General features: G+C 54.5%; 17 protein-coding genes. 9 read left to right on the forward strand and 8 right to left on the reverse strand.

Annotated features, from left to right (window positions below):
• Window positions 1-6 precede the first annotated feature (6 nt).
• The 6 genes from TOLA_RS15335 to TOLA_RS16810 all read right to left on the reverse strand — a co-directional run bounded on the left by TOLA_RS15335 (window position 7) and on the right by TOLA_RS16810 (window position 6,651).
• On the reverse strand, window positions 7-3,117 hold the full coding sequence (locus TOLA_RS15335; RefSeq protein ID WP_015880025.1) for an efflux RND transporter permease subunit: 3,111 nt from the start codon (window positions 3,115-3,117) through the stop codon (window positions 7-9).
• 2 nt (window positions 3,118-3,119) lie between these two features.
• Window positions 3,120-4,493: an efflux RND transporter periplasmic adaptor subunit gene (locus tag TOLA_RS15340; RefSeq protein ID WP_015880026.1), complete on the reverse strand. Its 1,374-nt coding sequence runs from the start codon at window positions 4,491-4,493 to the stop codon at window positions 3,120-3,122.
• A gap of 80 nt (window positions 4,494-4,573) precedes the next feature.
• Window positions 4,574-4,945: a copper-binding protein gene (locus TOLA_RS15345; protein WP_015880027.1), complete on the reverse strand. Its 372-nt coding sequence runs from the start codon at window positions 4,943-4,945 to the stop codon at window positions 4,574-4,576.
• Between the two features lie 107 nt (window positions 4,946-5,052).
• Window positions 5,053-5,475 carry a hypothetical protein gene (locus TOLA_RS15350; protein WP_015880028.1) on the reverse strand — a complete coding sequence of 141 codons (423 nt, stop codon included), beginning with the start codon at window positions 5,473-5,475 and terminating at the stop codon, window positions 5,053-5,055.
• 96 nt (window positions 5,476-5,571) lie between these two features.
• Entirely contained in the window at window positions 5,572-6,411 is an 840-nt protein-coding gene (gene nfo / locus TOLA_RS15355; protein WP_015880029.1) for a deoxyribonuclease IV, read from the reverse strand.
• A gap of 87 nt (window positions 6,412-6,498) precedes the next feature.
• Window positions 6,499-6,651 (reverse strand): hypothetical protein, encoded by a 153-nt coding sequence (locus TOLA_RS16810; RefSeq protein WP_171804921.1) that lies wholly within the window; start codon window positions 6,649-6,651, stop codon window positions 6,499-6,501.
• On the opposite strand from TOLA_RS16810, the gene TOLA_RS15360 reads away from it, so the two are divergent.
• The 8 genes from TOLA_RS15360 to nqrM all read left to right on the forward strand — a co-directional run bounded on the left by TOLA_RS15360 (window position 6,650) and on the right by nqrM (window position 13,401).
• Window positions 6,650-6,955, forward strand: a complete 306-nt coding sequence (locus TOLA_RS15360) for a PTS sugar transporter subunit IIB (RefSeq protein WP_015880030.1) — start codon at window positions 6,650-6,652, stop codon at window positions 6,953-6,955. The genes TOLA_RS16810 and TOLA_RS15360 overlap by 2 nt on opposite strands.
• Before the next feature lie 342 nt (window positions 6,956-7,297).
• Window positions 7,298-8,641, forward strand: a complete 1,344-nt coding sequence (locus TOLA_RS15365) for a Na(+)-translocating NADH-quinone reductase subunit A (protein ID WP_015880031.1) — start codon at window positions 7,298-7,300, stop codon at window positions 8,639-8,641.
• 3 nt (window positions 8,642-8,644) lie between these two features.
• On the forward strand, window positions 8,645-9,880 hold the full coding sequence (locus TOLA_RS15370) for an NADH:ubiquinone reductase (Na(+)-transporting) subunit B (protein WP_015880032.1): 1,236 nt from the start codon (window positions 8,645-8,647) through the stop codon (window positions 9,878-9,880).
• Window positions 9,873-10,646 (forward strand): Na(+)-translocating NADH-quinone reductase subunit C, encoded by a 774-nt coding sequence (locus tag TOLA_RS15375; protein WP_015880033.1) that lies wholly within the window; start codon window positions 9,873-9,875, stop codon window positions 10,644-10,646. Before TOLA_RS15370 ends, TOLA_RS15375 begins: the two co-directional genes overlap by 8 nt.
• Entirely contained in the window at window positions 10,639-11,286 is a 648-nt protein-coding gene (locus TOLA_RS15380; RefSeq protein ID WP_015880034.1) for an NADH:ubiquinone reductase (Na(+)-transporting) subunit D, read from the forward strand. Before TOLA_RS15375 ends, TOLA_RS15380 begins: the two co-directional genes overlap by 8 nt.
• Before the next feature lie 3 nt (window positions 11,287-11,289).
• Window positions 11,290-11,886, forward strand: a complete 597-nt coding sequence (gene nqrE / locus TOLA_RS15385; RefSeq protein WP_015880035.1) for an NADH:ubiquinone reductase (Na(+)-transporting) subunit E — start codon at window positions 11,290-11,292, stop codon at window positions 11,884-11,886.
• A 10-nt stretch (window positions 11,887-11,896) separates the two neighbouring features.
• On the forward strand, window positions 11,897-13,123 hold the full coding sequence (gene nqrF / locus TOLA_RS15390; protein ID WP_015880036.1) for an NADH:ubiquinone reductase (Na(+)-transporting) subunit F: 1,227 nt from the start codon (window positions 11,897-11,899) through the stop codon (window positions 13,121-13,123).
• Window positions 13,124-13,185: 62 nt separating this feature from the next.
• Window positions 13,186-13,401, forward strand: a complete 216-nt coding sequence (nqrM, locus tag TOLA_RS15395; RefSeq protein WP_015880037.1) for a (Na+)-NQR maturation NqrM — start codon at window positions 13,186-13,188, stop codon at window positions 13,399-13,401.
• Window positions 13,402-13,407: 6 nt separating this feature from the next.
• Here nqrM and TOLA_RS15400 read toward each other — a convergent pair whose 3' ends face one another.
• Together TOLA_RS15400 and prlC are read right to left on the reverse strand one after the other, a co-directional pair.
• A complete protein-coding gene (locus TOLA_RS15400; RefSeq protein ID WP_015880038.1) occupies window positions 13,408-14,157 on the reverse strand; it encodes a class I SAM-dependent methyltransferase in 750 nt (249 codons plus the stop codon).
• A gap of 112 nt (window positions 14,158-14,269) precedes the next feature.
• A complete protein-coding gene (gene prlC / locus TOLA_RS15405) occupies window positions 14,270-16,309 on the reverse strand; it encodes an oligopeptidase A (RefSeq protein WP_015880039.1) in 2,040 nt (679 codons plus the stop codon).
• 184 nt (window positions 16,310-16,493) lie between these two features.
• On the opposite strand from prlC, the gene TOLA_RS15410 reads away from it, so the two are divergent.
• Entirely contained in the window at window positions 16,494-18,287 is a 1,794-nt protein-coding gene (locus TOLA_RS15410) for an aminopeptidase P family protein (RefSeq protein ID WP_015880040.1), read from the forward strand.
• Window positions 18,288-18,344: the final 57 nt, after the last annotated feature.

Raw genomic sequence — 18,344 nt, forward strand, 5'->3', positions numbered from 1 at the left:
CTGCTTTCAGCGCAGTTTATGCTGCCATTGTTTGACCAGCGCATAAATCGCCGGGATCACCAGTAACGTCAGCACAGTCGAAGAGACCATACCGCCCACCATCGGTGCCGCAATTCGTCGCATCACCTCTGAGCCGGTGCCGGTGCCCCACATGATCGGCAGCAAACCACACATAATGGTTACCACCGTCATCATCTTCGGCCGCACCCGCTCCGCCGCCCCCACCACAATCGCGGAATACAGATCGGCGATAGCCAGGGTCTGCTTTCCGGTCAGCTGCGACAATTTCTCTTTCCAGGCATGCTCGAGATAAATCAGCATGATCACCCCGGTTTCTGCCGCGACGCCCGCCAGCGCAATGAATCCGACCACCACGGCGACTGACCAGGCGTAGTTCAGCCACCACATCAGCCAGATCCCGCCCACCAGCGCAAACGGCACCGAGAGCAGTACGATCAAACTGTCAGTCAGATTGCGGAAGTTGAGATACAGCAGCAGGAAGATGATCAGCAGGGTAAACGGCACCACGATGGTCAGCCGGGCTTTAGCGCGTTCCATATACTCAAACTGACCACTCCAGCTCAAGTGATAACCCGGTTCCAGTTTGACCTGTTGATCCACTGCGGCCTTGGCATCCGCCACATAGGAACCAATATCCCGATCGCCGAGATCAACATACACATAGGCGGAGAGTTCCGCGTTTTCGGTACGGATACTCGGTGGCCCCTGCTCCAGCCGCAAACTGGCCAGCTGGCCGAGCGGAATCAGACCACTGCTGGTCGGCACCAGTACTTCACTGGCAATTGCTTGCGGCGTATCGCGCAGTTCGCGCGGATAACGCAGGATCACGCTGTAACGTTCCCGTCCTTCCACCGTATTGGTGATGGTTTCCCCGCCCAGTGCCGTGGCAATCACCTGCTGCACGGTGTTGATCGATAAGCCATAACGTGCCAGCGCTTCGCGATCCGGGATCAGCGTCAGGTAATAACCGCCGGTGATGCGCTCGGCATAGGCACTGCGGGTGCCCGGCACCTGCTTCACCGCCTGTTCTACCTGACGGGCAATGCGCTCGATACCGGCCAGATCCGGACCAAAAACCTTGACCCCAATCGGGGTTCGGATCCCCGTGGAAAGCATGTCGATACGTGCGCGGATCGGCATAGTCCAGGAGTTCGCGACCCCCGGCATTTTTACCGCTTTATCCATCTCGTCCACCAGCTTTTCGGCCGTCATGCCGGGACGCCATTCCGATTCCGGTTTCAGATTCACCACCGTTTCGAACATCTCCAGCGGTGCCGGATCGGTCGCGGTATTGGCCCGTCCTGCTTTGCCAAACACCGATTCCACTTCCGGGAACGATTTGATGATGCGATCCTGCTGCTGCATCAGTTCCGCCGCCTTGGTCACGCTCATGCCCGGCAACGCCGCCGGCATAAACAGTAAGGTTCCTTCATGCAGTGTCGGCATAAATTCACTGCCGATCTGTTTCAGCGGAAACCAGGTGACTGCCAGCATCACCAGCGACAGCACAATCGTGGTTTTCTTAAAGCGCAGTACCCAGCCGATGAACGGTTTATAGCCGGCAATCAGCACCCGGTTGATCGGGTTTTTCTGCTCGGCAATGATGTGACCACGAATAAACAGCAGCATCAGCACCGGCACCAGTGTCACCGAAAGTAATGCGGCGGCGGCCATGGAGAAGGTTTTGGTGAACGCCAGCGGGCTGAACATCCGGCCTTCCTGCGATTCCAGCGTAAACACCGGCAGAAAAGAAACGGTGATGATCAGCAGCGAGAAAAACAGTGCCGGACCGACCTCTTTGCAGGCCTCATAGATGATGTCACGCCTTAGTGTGCCGGGGGCTGCCCGCTCCAGATGTTTATGCGCGTTTTCTACCATCACAATCGCCGCATCGATCATCGCACCAATGGCGATGGCAATGCCGCCGAGACTCATGATGTTGGAGTTCAGCCCCAGCAGATGCATCCCAATGAAAGCCGCCAGAATGCCGACCGGCAACATCAGGATCGCCACCAGCGCACTGCGCACATGCAACAGGAATACGATGCAGACCAGCGCCACGATGACGCTTTCCTCCAGCAAGGTCTTTTTCAGGGTATCAATCGCACGGTAAATCAGTTCCGAGCGATCATACACCGGCACCACTTCCGTTCCCGCTGGCAAGCTGGCTTTCAGACTCTGCAGTTTCGCTTTGACCTGTTCAATGACATTCAGCGCATTTTCACCGCTGCGCGCCACCACAATGCCGGCCGCCACTTCCCCTTCGCCGTTCAGCTCGGCCAGACCACGCCGCTCATTCGGTGTCAGTTCGACCTGCGCCAGATCCTGCACCCGGACCGGCGTCCCATTCACGGATTTCACCACCAGCTGACGGATATCATCCAGACTGCGCAGATAACCCTGCGCCCGCACCATAAACTCGGTTTCCGCCATCTCAATGACGCGGCCACCGACATCCTGATTGTTATTGCGGACCGCTTCCATGACCTCCAGCGGAGAAATGTTGTAGGCCTGCAGTTTGCGCGGATCGAGTACCACCTGATACTGCTTCACGAAACCACCGACACTGGCCACTTCCGCTACCCCGGGCGTTGCAGAGAGCGGATAGCGCAGCGTCCAGTCCTGCAGCGAACGCAATGCCGCCAGCGACTGATTTTTCGCCACCAGCGCATACTGGTATACCCAGCCGACCCCGGTAGCATCCGGCCCCAGTGTCGGTGTGATACCAGTCGGTAACTTACCGGACACACCGTTCAGGTATTCCAGTACCCGCGAACGAGCCCAGTAGAGGTCAGTATTATCATCGAAAATGACATATACGAAGGAAGAGCCGAAGAAGGAGTAACCCCGCACCACTTTGGCTTTCGGCACCGACAGCAGTGCCGAGGTCAGCGGATAGGTGACCTGATCCTCCACTACCTGCGGCGCCTGGCCGGGATAGTCGGTATACACGATCACCTGCACATCAGAGAGATCCGGAATAGCATCCAGCGGGGTTTTCATCACCGCGTAGATCCCACCGGCAACAGTAAGCAAGGTCAGCAGCAGCACCAGAAACAGGTTATGCAGCGACCAGCGGATCAGGCCCTGTAACATGGCTACTCTCCTCCCATACTGGAGAAGGCGGCCTGCAGGTTACTTTCCGAATCAATCAGGAAGTTCGCCTGGGTCACGACTTTCTCACCCGCGCTGACACCGGAAACCGCAATCTGCCGTTCACCACGTTCGACTGCGCCACGCGCCAGCACCTGAACGGTACGCGGCACATATTTACCATTGCCCTTGTCGATCAGCACCACCTGACGGTGACCACTGTCGATCAGGGCCGATTCCGGGACCACCAGCTGACTGGTTGTACTAACGGGAACCTGCAGTTGCGCTTCGGCATACATCCCCGGTTTCAGCCTGCCCTGCTGGTTATCCAGTTCAATCCGCACCTGTACGGTACGGGTCTCGGCATTCATGGTCGGGTAAATAAACGCGAGTTTGCCGGTAAAGCTCTCTGCCGGATAAGCATTCACTTTGACCTGTACTTCCTGCCCCACTTTGACCGCAGCCAGATCCTGTTCAAATACCTCTACCAGCAGCCAGAGTTGCGAGAGATCCGCGATCTGATACAGCGCGTCACCGGCACTGAATTTCATACCCTGGGTAATATTCTTGGTCAGCACAATGCCATTGGTGGGCGCCGTTAATGGCAGCGTGCGTTTCACATCGCCACCATTGGCTAAACGCCGGATAGCACCTTCCGGAATATCCCAGTAGCGCAGACGGGTCAGGGCCGCACCACCCAGTCCGGCCGGTGACAGCTTATCCGCAGCAGCATTCGGCTGTGTTTGCCGGGCAATGCGGTATTCCTGTTGTGCCACAATCAGTTCCGGACTGTATAACTCAAACAGCGGCTGTCCGGCTTTGATCATCTGACCGGTGGCATTCACGTAGAGTTTATCCACCCAGCCATCCAGCTTGCTGGTGATAGTATATTGCCGGCGCTCATCCACCGCAAACATACCGACCGCCCTGATTTGCCGTGATAGTTGCGCCGATGTCACCGCCACCGAGACCACGCCGAGATTCTGCCGGCGGCTGGCATCAATACTGACCATCCCTTTTTCGGCCGGCGCGTCATCGGCATACACCGGAATATAATCCATGCCCATGCTGTCTTTTTTCGGCACAGGCGAGGTGTCCGGCTGCCCCATCGGATTGCGGTAATAGAGGACTTTGCGATCTTTCGGCTGTGCATTCACTTCATCGGCATACACCGGAATGTAATCCATGCCCATACTGTCTTTTTTCGGCACAGGCGAGGTGTCCGGCTGCCCCATCGGGTTCCGGTAATAGAGAATTTTGCGCTCTGCCGGCGAGCTTTCGCTCGTGGTACTTGCCGCCTGATGCGCGAACCAGCCATAACTGGCCGCACCGCCGGCCAGCCCCCCCGCCAGCAGCAGTAAAACTGATGTTATTTTCATGCCCGACTCCACACCCGGTTTTTCACCGGGCGTTATTTAAACCATAGCCGGTGACAGATAACTGCCACTGGCTCATCGCATTACATGGTGTGCAGCGATACGATCGTCGGTGCTTCACCCTCTTTGGTGGTGAACATCGCCATGATGGTTTGACCCGGCTGCAGCCCGTCGAGCAGTTTGGCATCCGCCATTTTGAACGGCATGGTCATCGCCGGCCAGTTCAGCTCAGTCACGGCGTCATGTTCCAGCGTAACCTGCTGATTGGCGGTATCAACGGTAACAACCCGGCCATTAAGCGGATACATCTGCTGCTGTTGCTGCTGTCCCATGTTCATTCCTGGCATCTGGCTCATATCATGTGACATGGTCTCTTCTGCCTGTGAACCAACAGCAAACAGTGCGCTCAGGGTGAACAAAGCAATACGGGCAAATTTAATATTAGTGGAAGTCATTCTCTTATCTCCGGAAATCAATGCATAACCAGCCAAAATGCTGGAATAAAGCTATAAGCAAACGCTGACGGTAAAGTCAGTGCACAGAGCGGTAAGCCCTGAAAGATTCAGATGATAAGAGTGAGCGGAGGCGGCGAAAGAACGCCGGGAATGAAGTCACGATAGAGCGAATCTACCGCCGGGAAATGTAGCTGGGTTTGTGCCGCCAGCTCCCGCACCGGAGCAATAGCGGGGGGAATGCCGGTACACAACGGCAGGCAACTGGCACAGTGTGAGCCATGCTGCTGCATATCATGTACGCGCGGCGCTTCTTTATGGTGCTGAGTCAGATCAGGCATCGGGCTGGTCATGTCACCATGACAGCTGTCTGCCATAACCATTTCGCCCGCAGACGACGCGACGACCTGCGGAACAGCTGGCTGAGTCACAGTGAATTCAGACCGGGTCATGGCCTGCCACGCCGCGACCGACTGGAATGGGATCCAGCCTGTCAGCACCAGCATTAGCAGTAACCCGAAACGTCGCAGCACTATGTTCTTCCAACAAGAAAAGCAGGCATTCACCTGTGAGCATAAACAACCTTGCCATCCAGCTCAAGATTACCACTATGACAAGGTTGTAAAAATTTATCCTAGCTGGCGCAACCAGCGGATCTCGTCCGGCCAGATATCCGGATTTACCGTCTCCAGAATCAATGGAATACGGTCAAAACGGCTGTCACGCATGATGAATTCAAATACCGCCGTACCCAGATTACCTTCCTGCAGGCTGTGGTGACGATCCACGCGGCTGCCGAACGTACATTTCGCACCGTTAATATGCATGCCTTTCAGATAGTTAAATCCGACTACCCGTTCAAATTCGGCAAAGGTGGCAATGCAATCCGCTTCCGTGCGCATATCATAACCGGCAGCAAAGGCATGACAGGTGTCATAGCAAACCCCGACCCGGGATTTATCCTCGACCTGGTCGATAATCGCCGCCAGATGTTCAAACTGCCAACCCAGATTGGTACCCTGCCCAGCGGTGTTTTCAATGACGGCGGTAACCCCCTGCGTCTGATCCAGCGCGATATTGATCGACTCTGCAACGCGCCGCAGACTCTCTTCTTCACTGATCGCCTTCAGATGACTGCCGGGATGAAAGTTCAGATAACACAGCCCGAGCTGTTCACAACGTTGCATCTCATCAATAAACGCTACCCGGGATTTCTCCAGCGCTTCCGGTTCCGGATGCCCCAGATTAATCAGATAAGAATCATGCGGCAGGATCTGTTCCGGCAGAAAACCCGCTGTTTCACAGGCAGTGCGAAATGCCAAAATCGTTTTTGCCGTCAGATCCGGCGCATGCCATTGCCGCTGATTTTTGGTAAACAAAGCGAATGCATTGGCGCCGATCGCTACCGCCCGTTCTACCGCCAGTTCAATTCCGCCAGCAGCGCTGACATGAGCTCCAATGTATTTCATTAACCGTTTCTGCCTTGTTTATTCTGTTGTAAATCCGCCTGCCATCGCAGCAGTCTCACATAGTTACGTAGAACATCGCACGCCGGATCACGCACCGAAGCCCACAGGCTGGTTATTCACCGTGACACCATATCCCATTTTGAGAATCAGTTCACAGACCATGATGCCGCCCCATGCCACAGTGTAAAAACAATTACCGATAATTTCGTTTGAGACCAGATACAGGAGCCTTCTTGCCATGAAAAAGATTTTTCTCTGCTGTGCTGCCGGCATGTCCACCAGCATGGTCGTCAACAAAATGCGTCAGGCTGCCACCCAGAAAGGGATCGAGGTCGAAATCAATGCGGTCGGTATGGAGGAATTTGAAGCGACGCTGCCGAATTATGACTGCTGTCTGTTAGGCCCCCAGATCCGTTATAAATTTGACGAATTCAAGAAAAAGGCCAGCGAGCTGAACAAACCGATCGCCATTATTAACAGCATGGATTACGGCATGATGCGTGGCGACAAAATCCTTGCTGATGCACTGACCCTGATGGAATAAATTCCATCATCACATCTTACCCGTTTTGATCATTCATCGATGCCTGAGGGCGCAAGCCCTCTTTTTTCTCCTGCCGTAAACCCGCGGGTCGCAAACAGCATGATTTCTCTGCATTTTGCTGCGGATCCCCCGAATGCCTGAACAGAAGACCCAAAATCAGACGTCGGCATAAAGCGCACACTACTATTGTAAAAATTATATTGGTATCCTCTGTACAAAAGCCAGGATGCTCATTACGTCATGTCAACGGATCTATTACTTACCACCTTTTCACTCCGCTTCACCCCGGAAATGGATGTGTAGGTCGTTCTGGTTTTCTCTGTTCATCAACTGGGAAAGACAATGATCACGATAAAAAAAGGATTAGATATCCCTATCAGTGGTGCGCCGGAACAAGTCATCTATGAGGCGCCAGCGGTCCATCACGTCGCGCTGCTCGGTGAGGAGTTCCCGGGACTCAAACCAACTATGCTGGTGAAAGTGGGAGACCACGTCAAAAAGGGGCAACCTCTTTTTGAAAACAAGAAAAATCCGGGCGTGATATTCACCGCCCCCGCGTCTGGCCTGGTGACAGAAATCCACCGGGGACATCAGCGCGTTTTCCAGGCGTTAGTGATTGCTCAGGATCCAACCATCGGCGCAGTCAGTTTTCAGCGTTATCAGGATGAGGAGTTACCTCAGCTTTCCCGTGAGCAGGTACAACAGCAACTGCTGAATTCAGGGATGTGGACGGCACTGCGAACCCGGCCCTACAGTAAATCGCCGGTACCCGGTTCCGTACCCAAAGCCATTTTTGTCACCGCCATGGATACCAATCCTCTGGCCGCCAGTGCTGAGCTGATCATCGAACAGCAGCCTGTCGCCTTCGTCAATGGCCTGACCCTCTTATCCCGTCTGACAGATGGCAAAGTGTATGTGTGCAAAGGGGAAAATTCGCTGCCGCATTCACATGTCGCCAACGTGGAGGAAAGGGTCTTTACCGGTCCGCATCCGGCAGGCTTAGCGGGAACACATATCCATTTCACCGAACCGGCATCCGCGAAAAAGACGCTCTGGCATATCAATTATCAGGATGTCATTGCCATCGGTCATCTGTTTGCGAGCGGTGAACTTTATAACGAGCGGATTGTCAGTCTGGCCGGTCCCGGTGTCAGCGCTCCCCGTCTGGTGCGCACTCAGCTGGGCGCCTGTCTCAGTGAGCTGACCCGCAATCAGCTACTGGCGGGTGAACAGCGGATCATTTCCGGCTCCGTACTGTCCGGAAACAAGGCCGCGGAAGTCCATGACTATCTGGGGCGCTTCCATCTGCAGGTATCCGTGTTGCCGGAAGGCAGAGAGAAAGTGTTTCTCGGCTGGATCATGCCGGGACAGGATAAATTTTCCGTGACCCGCAGTTTCATGGGACATCTGTCGAACGTCAAACGTCTGGTATTTACCACCGCCAAAAACGGCAGTGAGCGTGCGATGGTGCCTATCGGCAATTACGAAAAAATCATGCCGCTCGACATCTTGCCGACGCTGTTGCTGCGGGATTTGGCCGCCGGTGATACCGACAGCGCACAGCAACTCGGCTGTCTGGAGCTGGATGAGGAAGATCTGGCGTTATGCACCTTCGTTTGCCCGGGCAAAACAGAATACGGTCCTCTGCTACGTAAATGTCTGACCAAAATTGAACTGGAGGGCTGATTGATGAGCCTTAAGCATCTGCTCGAAAAATTCGAGCCACAATTTTTGCCCGGCGGGCGTTTTGAGCGCTGGTTTCCGCTTTATGAAGCGGCCGCGACTATTTTCTATACCCCCGGCACGGTCACCGGCAAATCATCACATATTCGTGACAACGTTGATCTGAAACGCATCATGATCATGGTCTGGTTTGCGGTATTTCCGGCTATGTTCTGGGGCATGTATAACATTGGGAATCAGACCATCCTGGCGCTGGGTGAGCAAAGTGCCGCCTCACTGGCCCAGCTGATCGACGGTAACTGGCACTATTGGCTGACATCACTGCTGGGCGGTTCCCTGCAGGCCGATGCCGGTATCTGCAGCAAAATACTGCTGGGTGCCAGTTATTTTCTGCCGATTTACCTCACCGTGTTTGCCATCGGCGGGTTCTGGGAAGTGCTGTTCTGTATCGTGCGCAGACACGAAATCAATGAAGGCTTCTTTGTCACCTCCATCCTGTTCGCGCTGATTGTACCGCCGACACTGCCTCTCTGGCAGGCAGCGCTGGGCATCTCATTCGGGGTGGTGGTAGCAAAAGAGCTGTTCGGTGGCACCGGTAAAAACTTCATGAACCCGGCACTGGCCGGCCGGGCCTTCCTGTTTTTTGCCTATCCGGCACAGATTTCCGGAGACAAAGTATGGGTACCGGTTGACGGTTATTCCGGCGCTACCTCACTCAGTCAGTGGATGACCGGGGGTCAGCACGCACTGATTAACAACAGTACCGGACAACCGATTCACTGGATAGATGCGTTCCTTGGCAATCTTCCCGGCTCCATCGGTGAAGTATCCACCCTGATGATCCTGCTCGGTATGGCCGTCATCGTTTACATGGGCATTGCTTCCTGGCGCATTATTGCCGGCGTGATGCTCGGGATGGTGGCAACCGCAACCCTGTTTAATGTCATCGGTTCCGAGACCAACCACATGTTCTCCATGCCCTGGCACTGGCATCTGGTACTGGGCGGTTTTGCGTTCGGGATGGCCTTCATGGCAACCGATCCGGTATCCGCCTCGTTTACCGATCCCGGGAAATGGTGGTATGGCGCACTGATCGGCGTCATGGTGATTTTGATCCGGGTCGTCAATCCGGCCTTCCCGGAAGGCATGATGCTGGCGATCCTGTTCGCCAACCTGTTTGCGCCATTATTCGATTATTTTGTCGCCCAAGCCAATATCAAGCGGAGGATCGCCCGTGGCTAATCAACACGACTCCATTGGCAGAACTTTTGCGGTGGTCGGCGGACTCTGTCTGATCTGCTCCATTCTGGTAGCCGGCTCCGCCGTAGGTCTGCGTCCCTGGCAGGAGGCAGCCAAAGCCCGTGACCGTCAGGCCAATATTCTGAGCGTGGCGCAGCTGCCACAGGAAAATATTCGCCAGACCTATCAGCAACGCATTAAGGCTGAGCTGATCGATTTAACCACCGGTGAATTTGTGGCCGGCAATGCAGATACCTATGACATGGTCCGCGCCGCAAAAGATCCGGCCCGCAGTATTGCCATTCCGGCAGACAGCGATGTCGCCGGGATCCGTCGCCGTGCAAAACTGGCACCGGTGTACTTTGTCAAAAATGAACAGGGACAAACTGAAACCCTGATATTACCGGTTTACGGACAGGGCTTATGGTCAACCATGTACGGTTTTATCGCCCTGCAACCTGACGGCAATACGGTTAAAGGCATCACCTTTTATGATCATGGCGAAACCCCCGGTCTGGGCAGTGAAATCCAGAATCCACGCTGGCAGGCACTGTGGCCGGGCAAGCAGTTTTATAACGCTAACGGACAATTTGAGCTGAAGATCATCAAGGGCCACGCGGACCTGTCGGAACGGCATAAGGTAGATGGTCTCTCCGGCTCCACGCTGACCAGTAACGGTGTTGAACACCTGTTTGCATACTGGATGGGACAGCATGGGTATGGCACTTTCCTGAGCAAACTGCGTAGCGGAGAATTACAACATGACTGATCATAACGAAGCAAAAAAGGTGCTGCTCAGCCCGTTTATCAGCAATAACCCGATCATGCTGCAGGTTCTGGGGATTTGTTCTGCCCTGGCCGTTACCAGCAAAATGGAAACGGCGTTTGTCATGGCGCTGGCAGTCACCGTCGTCACCGGGTTTTCGAACCTGTTTATCTCGCTGATCCGCCATATTATTCCCAACAGTGTGCGCATCATCGTGCAAATGACCATCATCGCCTCACTGGTGATCGTGGTTGACCAGCTGCTGAAAGCGTTCTCCTATGAGTTATCCAAACAGCTGTCTGTGTTTGTGGGTCTGATCATCACCAACTGTATCGTCATGGGGCGGGCGGAAGCTTATGCGATGAAAAGTCCGCCGTGGCTGTCATTCCTGGATGGCATCGGCAACGGTCTGGGTTATGGTTTTATTCTGCTGCTCGTGGGTACCATCCGTGAAGTCATCGGTTCCGGCAGCTGGTTCGGTATCACGCTGTTTGAAACCGTCAACAATGGCGGATGGTACATTCCGAACGGTATGTTACTGATGCCGCCAAGCGCCTTCTTCCTCATTGGTTTGTTTATCTGGGTTCTGCGGACGTTACGTCCGGAACAACAGGAACCGACTGAACATGGCCACAAGGAGTAAGCCATGGAACACTATCTGAGTCTGTTTGTTAAATCGATTTTCATTGAAAACCTGGCGCTCTCATTCTTTCTGGGGATGTGTACCTTTCTGGCAGTATCCAAAAAGGTAAAGACCGCGATGGGTCTCGGTATTGCCGTGGTTGTGGTGCAGGCTATCGCCGTACCGGCCAACAATCTGGTGTTTACCTATGTACTGAAAGAAAATGCGCTGGTGCAGGGCATGGATCTCACCTTTCTGGGATTCATCACCTATATCGGCGTTATCGCGGCATTAGTACAAATTCTGGAAATGTTTCTTGATCGCTATGTGCCGTCACTTTACAGCGCGCTCGGGATCTTTCTGCCACTGATCACGGTGAACTGCGCCATCTTTGGTGGCGTCTCTTTCATGGTGCAACGGGAATATAATTTCCCCGAATCGGTGGTCTACGGTGTGGGCTCCGGCATCAGCTGGGCGCTGGCGATCGTGCTGATGGCCGCCATCCGCGAGAAGATGAAATACTCTGATGTGCCACCCGGCTTGCGTGGACTGGGCATTACCTTTATCACCGCCGGACTGATGGCCCTGGGCTTTATGTCTTTTTCCGGTATTTCGCTGTAAGGAGCCAGTAATGCAAGAAGTAATTCTGGGCGTGGTGATGTTCACGCTGATTGTACTGGCACTGGTAGTGCTGATCCTGGCGGCCAAATCCAAACTGGTCAGTGCCGGCGATGTCAAAATAAGTATCAACGACGAGCCGGAAAAAGGGATCACCACCGAAGCCGGCGGCAAACTGCTCGGCGCGCTGGCAGCCAATGGCATTTTCATTTCTTCCGCCTGTGGCGGCGGCGGCACCTGCGGTCAGTGCCGCTGTAAAGTGCTCTCCGGCGGTGGCGATGTGCTCCCGACTGAGATGAACCACCTGAGTAAACGCGAAGCCCGCGAAGGTGAGCGACTGGCCTGTCAGGTTACGGTGCGTCAGGATATGGCCATCGAATTACCGGAAGAGATTTTCGGCGTCAAGAAATGGGAATGTACGGTCGTGTCTAACGACAACGTTGCCACTTTTATCAAGGAACTGAAGCTGGCCATTCCGGAAGGGGAACATGTCCCGTTCCGTGCCGGTGGCTATATTCAGATTGAAGCGGAACCGCATCATGTCCATTTCCGTGACTTTGATGTCCCGGCGATGTACCGCGCTGACTGGGACCGTTTCAAGCTGTTCGATCTGGAATCGAAAGTCGATGAACCGATCATCCGGGCATACTCCATGGCGAACTACCCGGAAGAGAAAGGCATCATTCTGCTGAACGTGCGTATTGCCACGCCGCCGTTCAATCAGATGACCGCACCACCCGGTCAGATGTCGTCTTACATCTGGTCGCTGAAACCCGGTGATAAGGTGACGATCTCCGGACCATTCGGTGAGTTCTTCGCGAAGAAAACCAAAGCTGAAATGGTGTTTATCGGCGGTGGTGCCGGTATGGCGCCAATGCGTTCGCACATTTTCGACCAGCTGAAACGTCTGGATTCCGATCGCAAGATCAGTTTCTGGTATGGTGCACGTTCGGTGCGCGAGATGTTCTATGTTGATGATTTCAATCAGCTGGCCGCTACGCATCCTAACTTCACCTGGAATGTCGCATTGAGTGATCCACAACCGGAAGATAACTGGACCGGCCATACCGGTTTTATTCATAACGTGCTGTATGAAAGCTACCTGCGCGACCATCCGGCACCGGAAGATTGTGAATTCTACATGTGCGGCCCACCGGTGATGAATGCGGCAGTGATCAAGATGCTGAAAGATCTGGGCGTCGAAGATGACAATATTCTGCTGGATGATTTCGGCGGTTGATAGTCACGAACATCGCATAACGAAAAGCCAGCCTCAGGCTGGCTCTTAACAAGGATCTGTCTATGATGATCTTCTTTGCCACCTTCTCACTGTTTCTGGTGGTGTTTCTGATTATGGCCGTTGGTTACATTATCCAGCGGAAACGGATCCACGGTTCATGCGGTGGGCTGGATGCGATCGGTATCGAAAAAGAGTGCGATTGCCCGGAACCGTGTGAAGCACGGAAAGCCCGCTTAATCGCAACGATCGCCGAGCCGGGCGAAAAGCGCGACGACTGACACCCATCAGCGGCTGATGACATACACATCAAAGCGGTTACTTTTCGTCTCAATACTCATGCCGGGCTTCATCTCGTTGAGATAACCGGCATAATCCGGACGCTTGACCACCACCCGTTTCCCCGCCACCGCTAACGCCGCCGGTAACAGTGCATCGGCATCCAGATCTGCCCCCACCAGCGACTGAAACACCCGCATCTCTTTTTTGACTAATGCTGATTTCTGCCGGTGCGGAAACATCGGATCGAGATAGACAACATCCGGGGTAAACCCCAGTTGCTGCAGGTTTTCTAATGCCGGACCGGAACGCAGTGACATGCGTTCACGCATCCAGCCACCAATTTCACTGTCCTGCTGCGCACGTTGTAATCCATCCGCCAGCAACGCCGCCACCACCGGATGACGCTCCAGCATCGTGACCTGACACCCCAGCGAGGCCAGCACAAACGCATCCCGCCCCAGACCTGCCGTAGCATCGACGACCGTCGGATTGGCGCCCGCCTTCAGACCCACCGCTTTGGCGATGGATTGTCCGCGCCCGCCACCGAATTTGCGCCGGTGCGCCACCGCCCCTTCCACAAAATCGACAAACACCGGGCCCAGTTTCGGTTCATCCAGCTTACGCAGCTCAAGATGCTGCTCACCCCAGACCAGTGCAAACGGTGACTCCGCCATCTGTTGCTGCAAACGGGTTGCCAGCTCAGCGGCCTGCGCAGTGCGTTCGGGATCTTCTGCAATAACCTGAATGGGATACATGCCCGCTCCTGTGGCTGTGGATTCATCGCGATATTGGACGGCATTGTATAACAAAAGCCGGTTTGAAAAAAAACGGCACCTAAGTGCCGTTCTGATATGCAGGGAAAAGTGCTTATTGAATACCGCAATGACGCAGCAGAGCATCAATCTTCGGCTCTCTGCCCCGGAAGGCCTTGAATAACGTCATTGGCTCTTCTGAGCCGCCTTTTTCCAGAATATATTGCAGGAAGTCACGCCCGGTCTGCGGGTTAAAGATCCCTTCTTCTTCAAACCGGGAGAACGCATCCGCCGATAACACTTCAGCCCATTTATAGCTGTAATAGCCTGCCGCATAACCGCCGCCAAAGATATGCGAGAAGCTGTGCTGGAAGCGGTTAAACGCCGGTGGCATCATCACTGCAACCTGCTGACGGACCTCATCCAGGATCTGCTGTACGCGGCCGCCCTGCTGCGGGTCGTATTCACGGTGCAGACGGAAATCAAACAGCGCAAACTCCAGCTGACGCACCATCTGCATGGCAGACTGGAAATTCTTCGCTGCCAGCAGTTTATCCAGCTCGCTTTTCGGTAAGGGTTCGCCGGTTTCATAGTGACCGGAGATCACCGCCAGCGCTTCCGGTTCCCAGCACCAGTTTTCCAGGAACTGGCTTGGCAGCTCGACCGCATCCCACGGCACCCCGTTGATACCGGCAACCCCGGCCACATCGATTTGTGTCAGCATATGATGCAAGCCATGACCGAATTCATGGAATAAGGTCACCACTTCATCATGGGTAAACAGGGCCGGTTTGCCCTCCACCGGACCGTTAAAATTACAGGTCAGATAGGCAACCGGATGTTGCAGCTGTCCGTCCCGGCGATAACGGCGTCCCATGCAGTCGTCCATCCAGGCACCACCGCGTTTCTTGGCGCGGGCATACAGATCGAGATAGAAGCTGCCGCGCAGTTCGCCATCCGCGTCGACAATGTCATAGAAACGCACGTCCGGATGCCAGGTTTCAACGGCCAGATGCGGCTTAATACGCATACCGAACAGGCGCTTCACCACCTCGAATAATCCCTGAATCACTTTATGTTCCGGGAAATAAGGACGCAGCATTTCATTGGAAATGGCATACAGATGCTGTTTCAGTTTTTCGCTGTAATACGCGATATCCCAGGCCGCCAGCGTTTCAATACCATGTTCTTTCTGGGCGAAAGCCTGCAGCTCCTGCAATTCGCGCTGCGCATGCGGACGGGAGCGCGCAGCCAGATCGGACAGAAAATCAATCACTTGTTCGGTGGAGTGCGCCATCTTGGTGGCCAGAGAACGTTCGGCATAATTCGCAAAACCCAGCAACTGTGCCAGTTCGTGGCGTAAGGCCAGAATTTCTTCAATCAGTGGCGAGTTATCCCACTTGCCGGCATCCGGCCCCTGATCCGACGCGCGGGTCGTGAACGCGGTATAGGCTTCTTCACGCAAGGCCCGGCTATCGGCATACATCATCAGCGGCAGGTAAGACGGAATATCCAGTGTAAACACCCAGCCTTCCAGCTCACGGCTTTGCGCCTGCTGTCTGGCGGCGGCTTTCGCCGAGTCAGGTAAACCCGCCAACTCGGCTTCATCGGTGATCTGCTTGATCCAGGCTTGTGTGGCATCCATCACCTGGTTGTTAAATTGCGAAGCCAGTTCCGATAAACGGCTGACAATCTGGCCGTAACGTTGCTGCTGTTCCGCAGGGAGCGCGATACCGGACAAACGGAAATCCCGCAGGGTGTTATTAACCTGCTGCTGCTGTGCCTGACTCAGACGGCGGAAGTCATTGCTCTCCGCCAGCTGCTGATAAGCAGAATACAGCCCTGCATTCTGACCAACAAAAGTCTGATATTCAGACAACAGCGGCAGACACGTTTCATATGCCGCGCGCAATTCATCATTATTCACGACGGAATTCATGTGACTGACCGGCGACCAGATCCGCGACAGGCGATCATCGCTCTCTTCCAGCGGAGCAATCAGGCTATCCCAGGTAAGATTGTCAGATGAGCGCAATACGTCAGCGATACGCTGTTTGGCTTCACCAATAGCCTGCTGTACAGCAGGCTGTACATGCTCTGGTTTGATTTTGCTGAACGGCGGCAAGCCATCCATAGATAACAGCGGGTTGCTCATCGGAACTTACCTCAGAATGCGGCACAAAAACAGAATATTGATTCTTATTAACATGCGGGCAGAAAATCAATTTATCAAGCTTTGTTGTTCAGCATCTCTTTAATATTGCAACTGACAAACTTCCGTCACCTCTGTCTGATTTATGATATTCTTCGGCCATTTTTAGCTTCACGCGGATGCTCGCATGTCTACTCAACCTTCAGTTGCAGAACGCCTGGATACCCTCCGCCGTTCAATGCAAAAATTTGATATACAGGCATTTATTGTTCCTCATGAGGATGAACACCTCGGAGAATACACGTCACCGGCCGATGAACGACTGGCGTGGTTAACCGGCTTTACCGGCTCTGCCGGTGTCGCGGTGATCCTGAATGATAAAGCAGCCTTGTTTGTTGACGGACGCTATACCGTACAGGCCCGGCAACAGGTCGCGGAAGAGCAGTTTGTTTTTCTGCACCTGAACCAGGATCCGGTCACTGACTGGTTAACCCAACAGTTACCCGCCGGCAGCCGGGTTGGCGTTGACGCCCGTCTGCACAGCCTGGAATGGTACCGGAAGACCGAGCAGACGCTGGCTGCCGCGCAGATCAGCCTGCTTTCGCTGGCAGAAAACCCGATCGACCTGCACTGGCAGGAACGTCCGGCACCCTCTTCGGCACCGGCTCGCTTGTTTGCCGAAACGATTGCCGGTGAAAGCAGTCCGTCAAAACGTCAGCGCATTGCGACACAGTTGCGGGCCAGCTCAGCCGATGCGTTGCTGTTAACACAAAATGAATCCATTAACTGGCTGCTGAACATTCGCGGCAGCGATATTCCGGCACTGCCGGTAGTCAATGCGTTTGCCATTTTATACAGCAATGCCGCGCTGGATCTGTTTATCGAACCAAGCCGGCTGGACTGCCAGTTCAGCACTCATGTCGGCAATGACGTTTCCGTCTATCCGGCAGACAAACTGAACGATGTCTTGCAACGCCTGGGAGAAGATGCGCTCAGAGTCTGGCTCGACAGCGCCAGTACCAATGCCGCCAGTGCACTGCAACTGCAGCAGTATGGAGCGCAGCTGCTGGAGCAGCCTGATCCCTGTCTGCTGGCGAAAGCCCGCAAGAATGCCACCGAAATCGCCGGTATGCAGGAAGCTCACCGTAAAGATGCCATTGCCATGTGCCACTTTCTGGCCTGGCTGGATCAGGCAGTAACGGACGGATTACAAAGCAACGAAGCGCTGCTGGCCGAAAAACTGGAAAGTTACCGGTTGCAGCAACCCGGTTATCTGGAGCCAAGCTTCGCGACCATTTCCGCCCTGGGTCCGAATGCGGCGTTACCGCACTATAATTTCCGGAATACCACCCCCCGCCTTTTCGGACAGGATGCGATCTATCTGGTCGATTCCGGTGGTCAGTACGATGAAGGTACTACCGATATTACCCGGACCATTCAGGTGGGTACGGTCAGTGATGAGATCCGCCGGCTGTTTACGCTGGTCATGAAGGGTCATATCGCGCTGAGCCGGACGCAATTCCCGAAAGGCACCTGTGGTATGCAGCTGGATGTGCTGGCACGTTTACCCTTATGGCAGGCCGGTTTTAACTACGACCACGGGACCGGACACGGCGTAGGCCACGTGCTGAGTGTGCATGAAGGTCCGCAGCGGATATCCCCGAAAGGCAGCATGACCGCGCTGGAACCCGGCATGGTGATCTCGAATGAACCGGGTTATTACCGCGAAGGTTCATTTGGGATGCGCTGCGAGAATCTGGTGGTGGTTGAACCGGTTGAACAATCCGGTGAAATTGAACGGTATGCCTTCCGGAATCTGACGCTGGTGCCGTTCGATAAGCGCCTGTTGCTGACCGACTTGCTGAGTGATGAGGAAAAGCAGTGGTGGAATGATTATCACAGCGAAGTGTTCCTGACGATGGCGCCATCCCTGCAAGGGAAAGAACTGCTGTGGCTGGAACAAGCCACAGCAGCAATCTGACGCCGATGACTTCTGATCACGCGGTACAGGCCCACCGGCAAACTGGCAGTTGGCGCC

Source organism: Tolumonas auensis DSM 9187, from assembly GCF_000023065.1.
In the GTDB taxonomy this organism is placed as follows: domain Bacteria; phylum Pseudomonadota; class Gammaproteobacteria; order Enterobacterales; family Aeromonadaceae; genus Tolumonas; species Tolumonas auensis.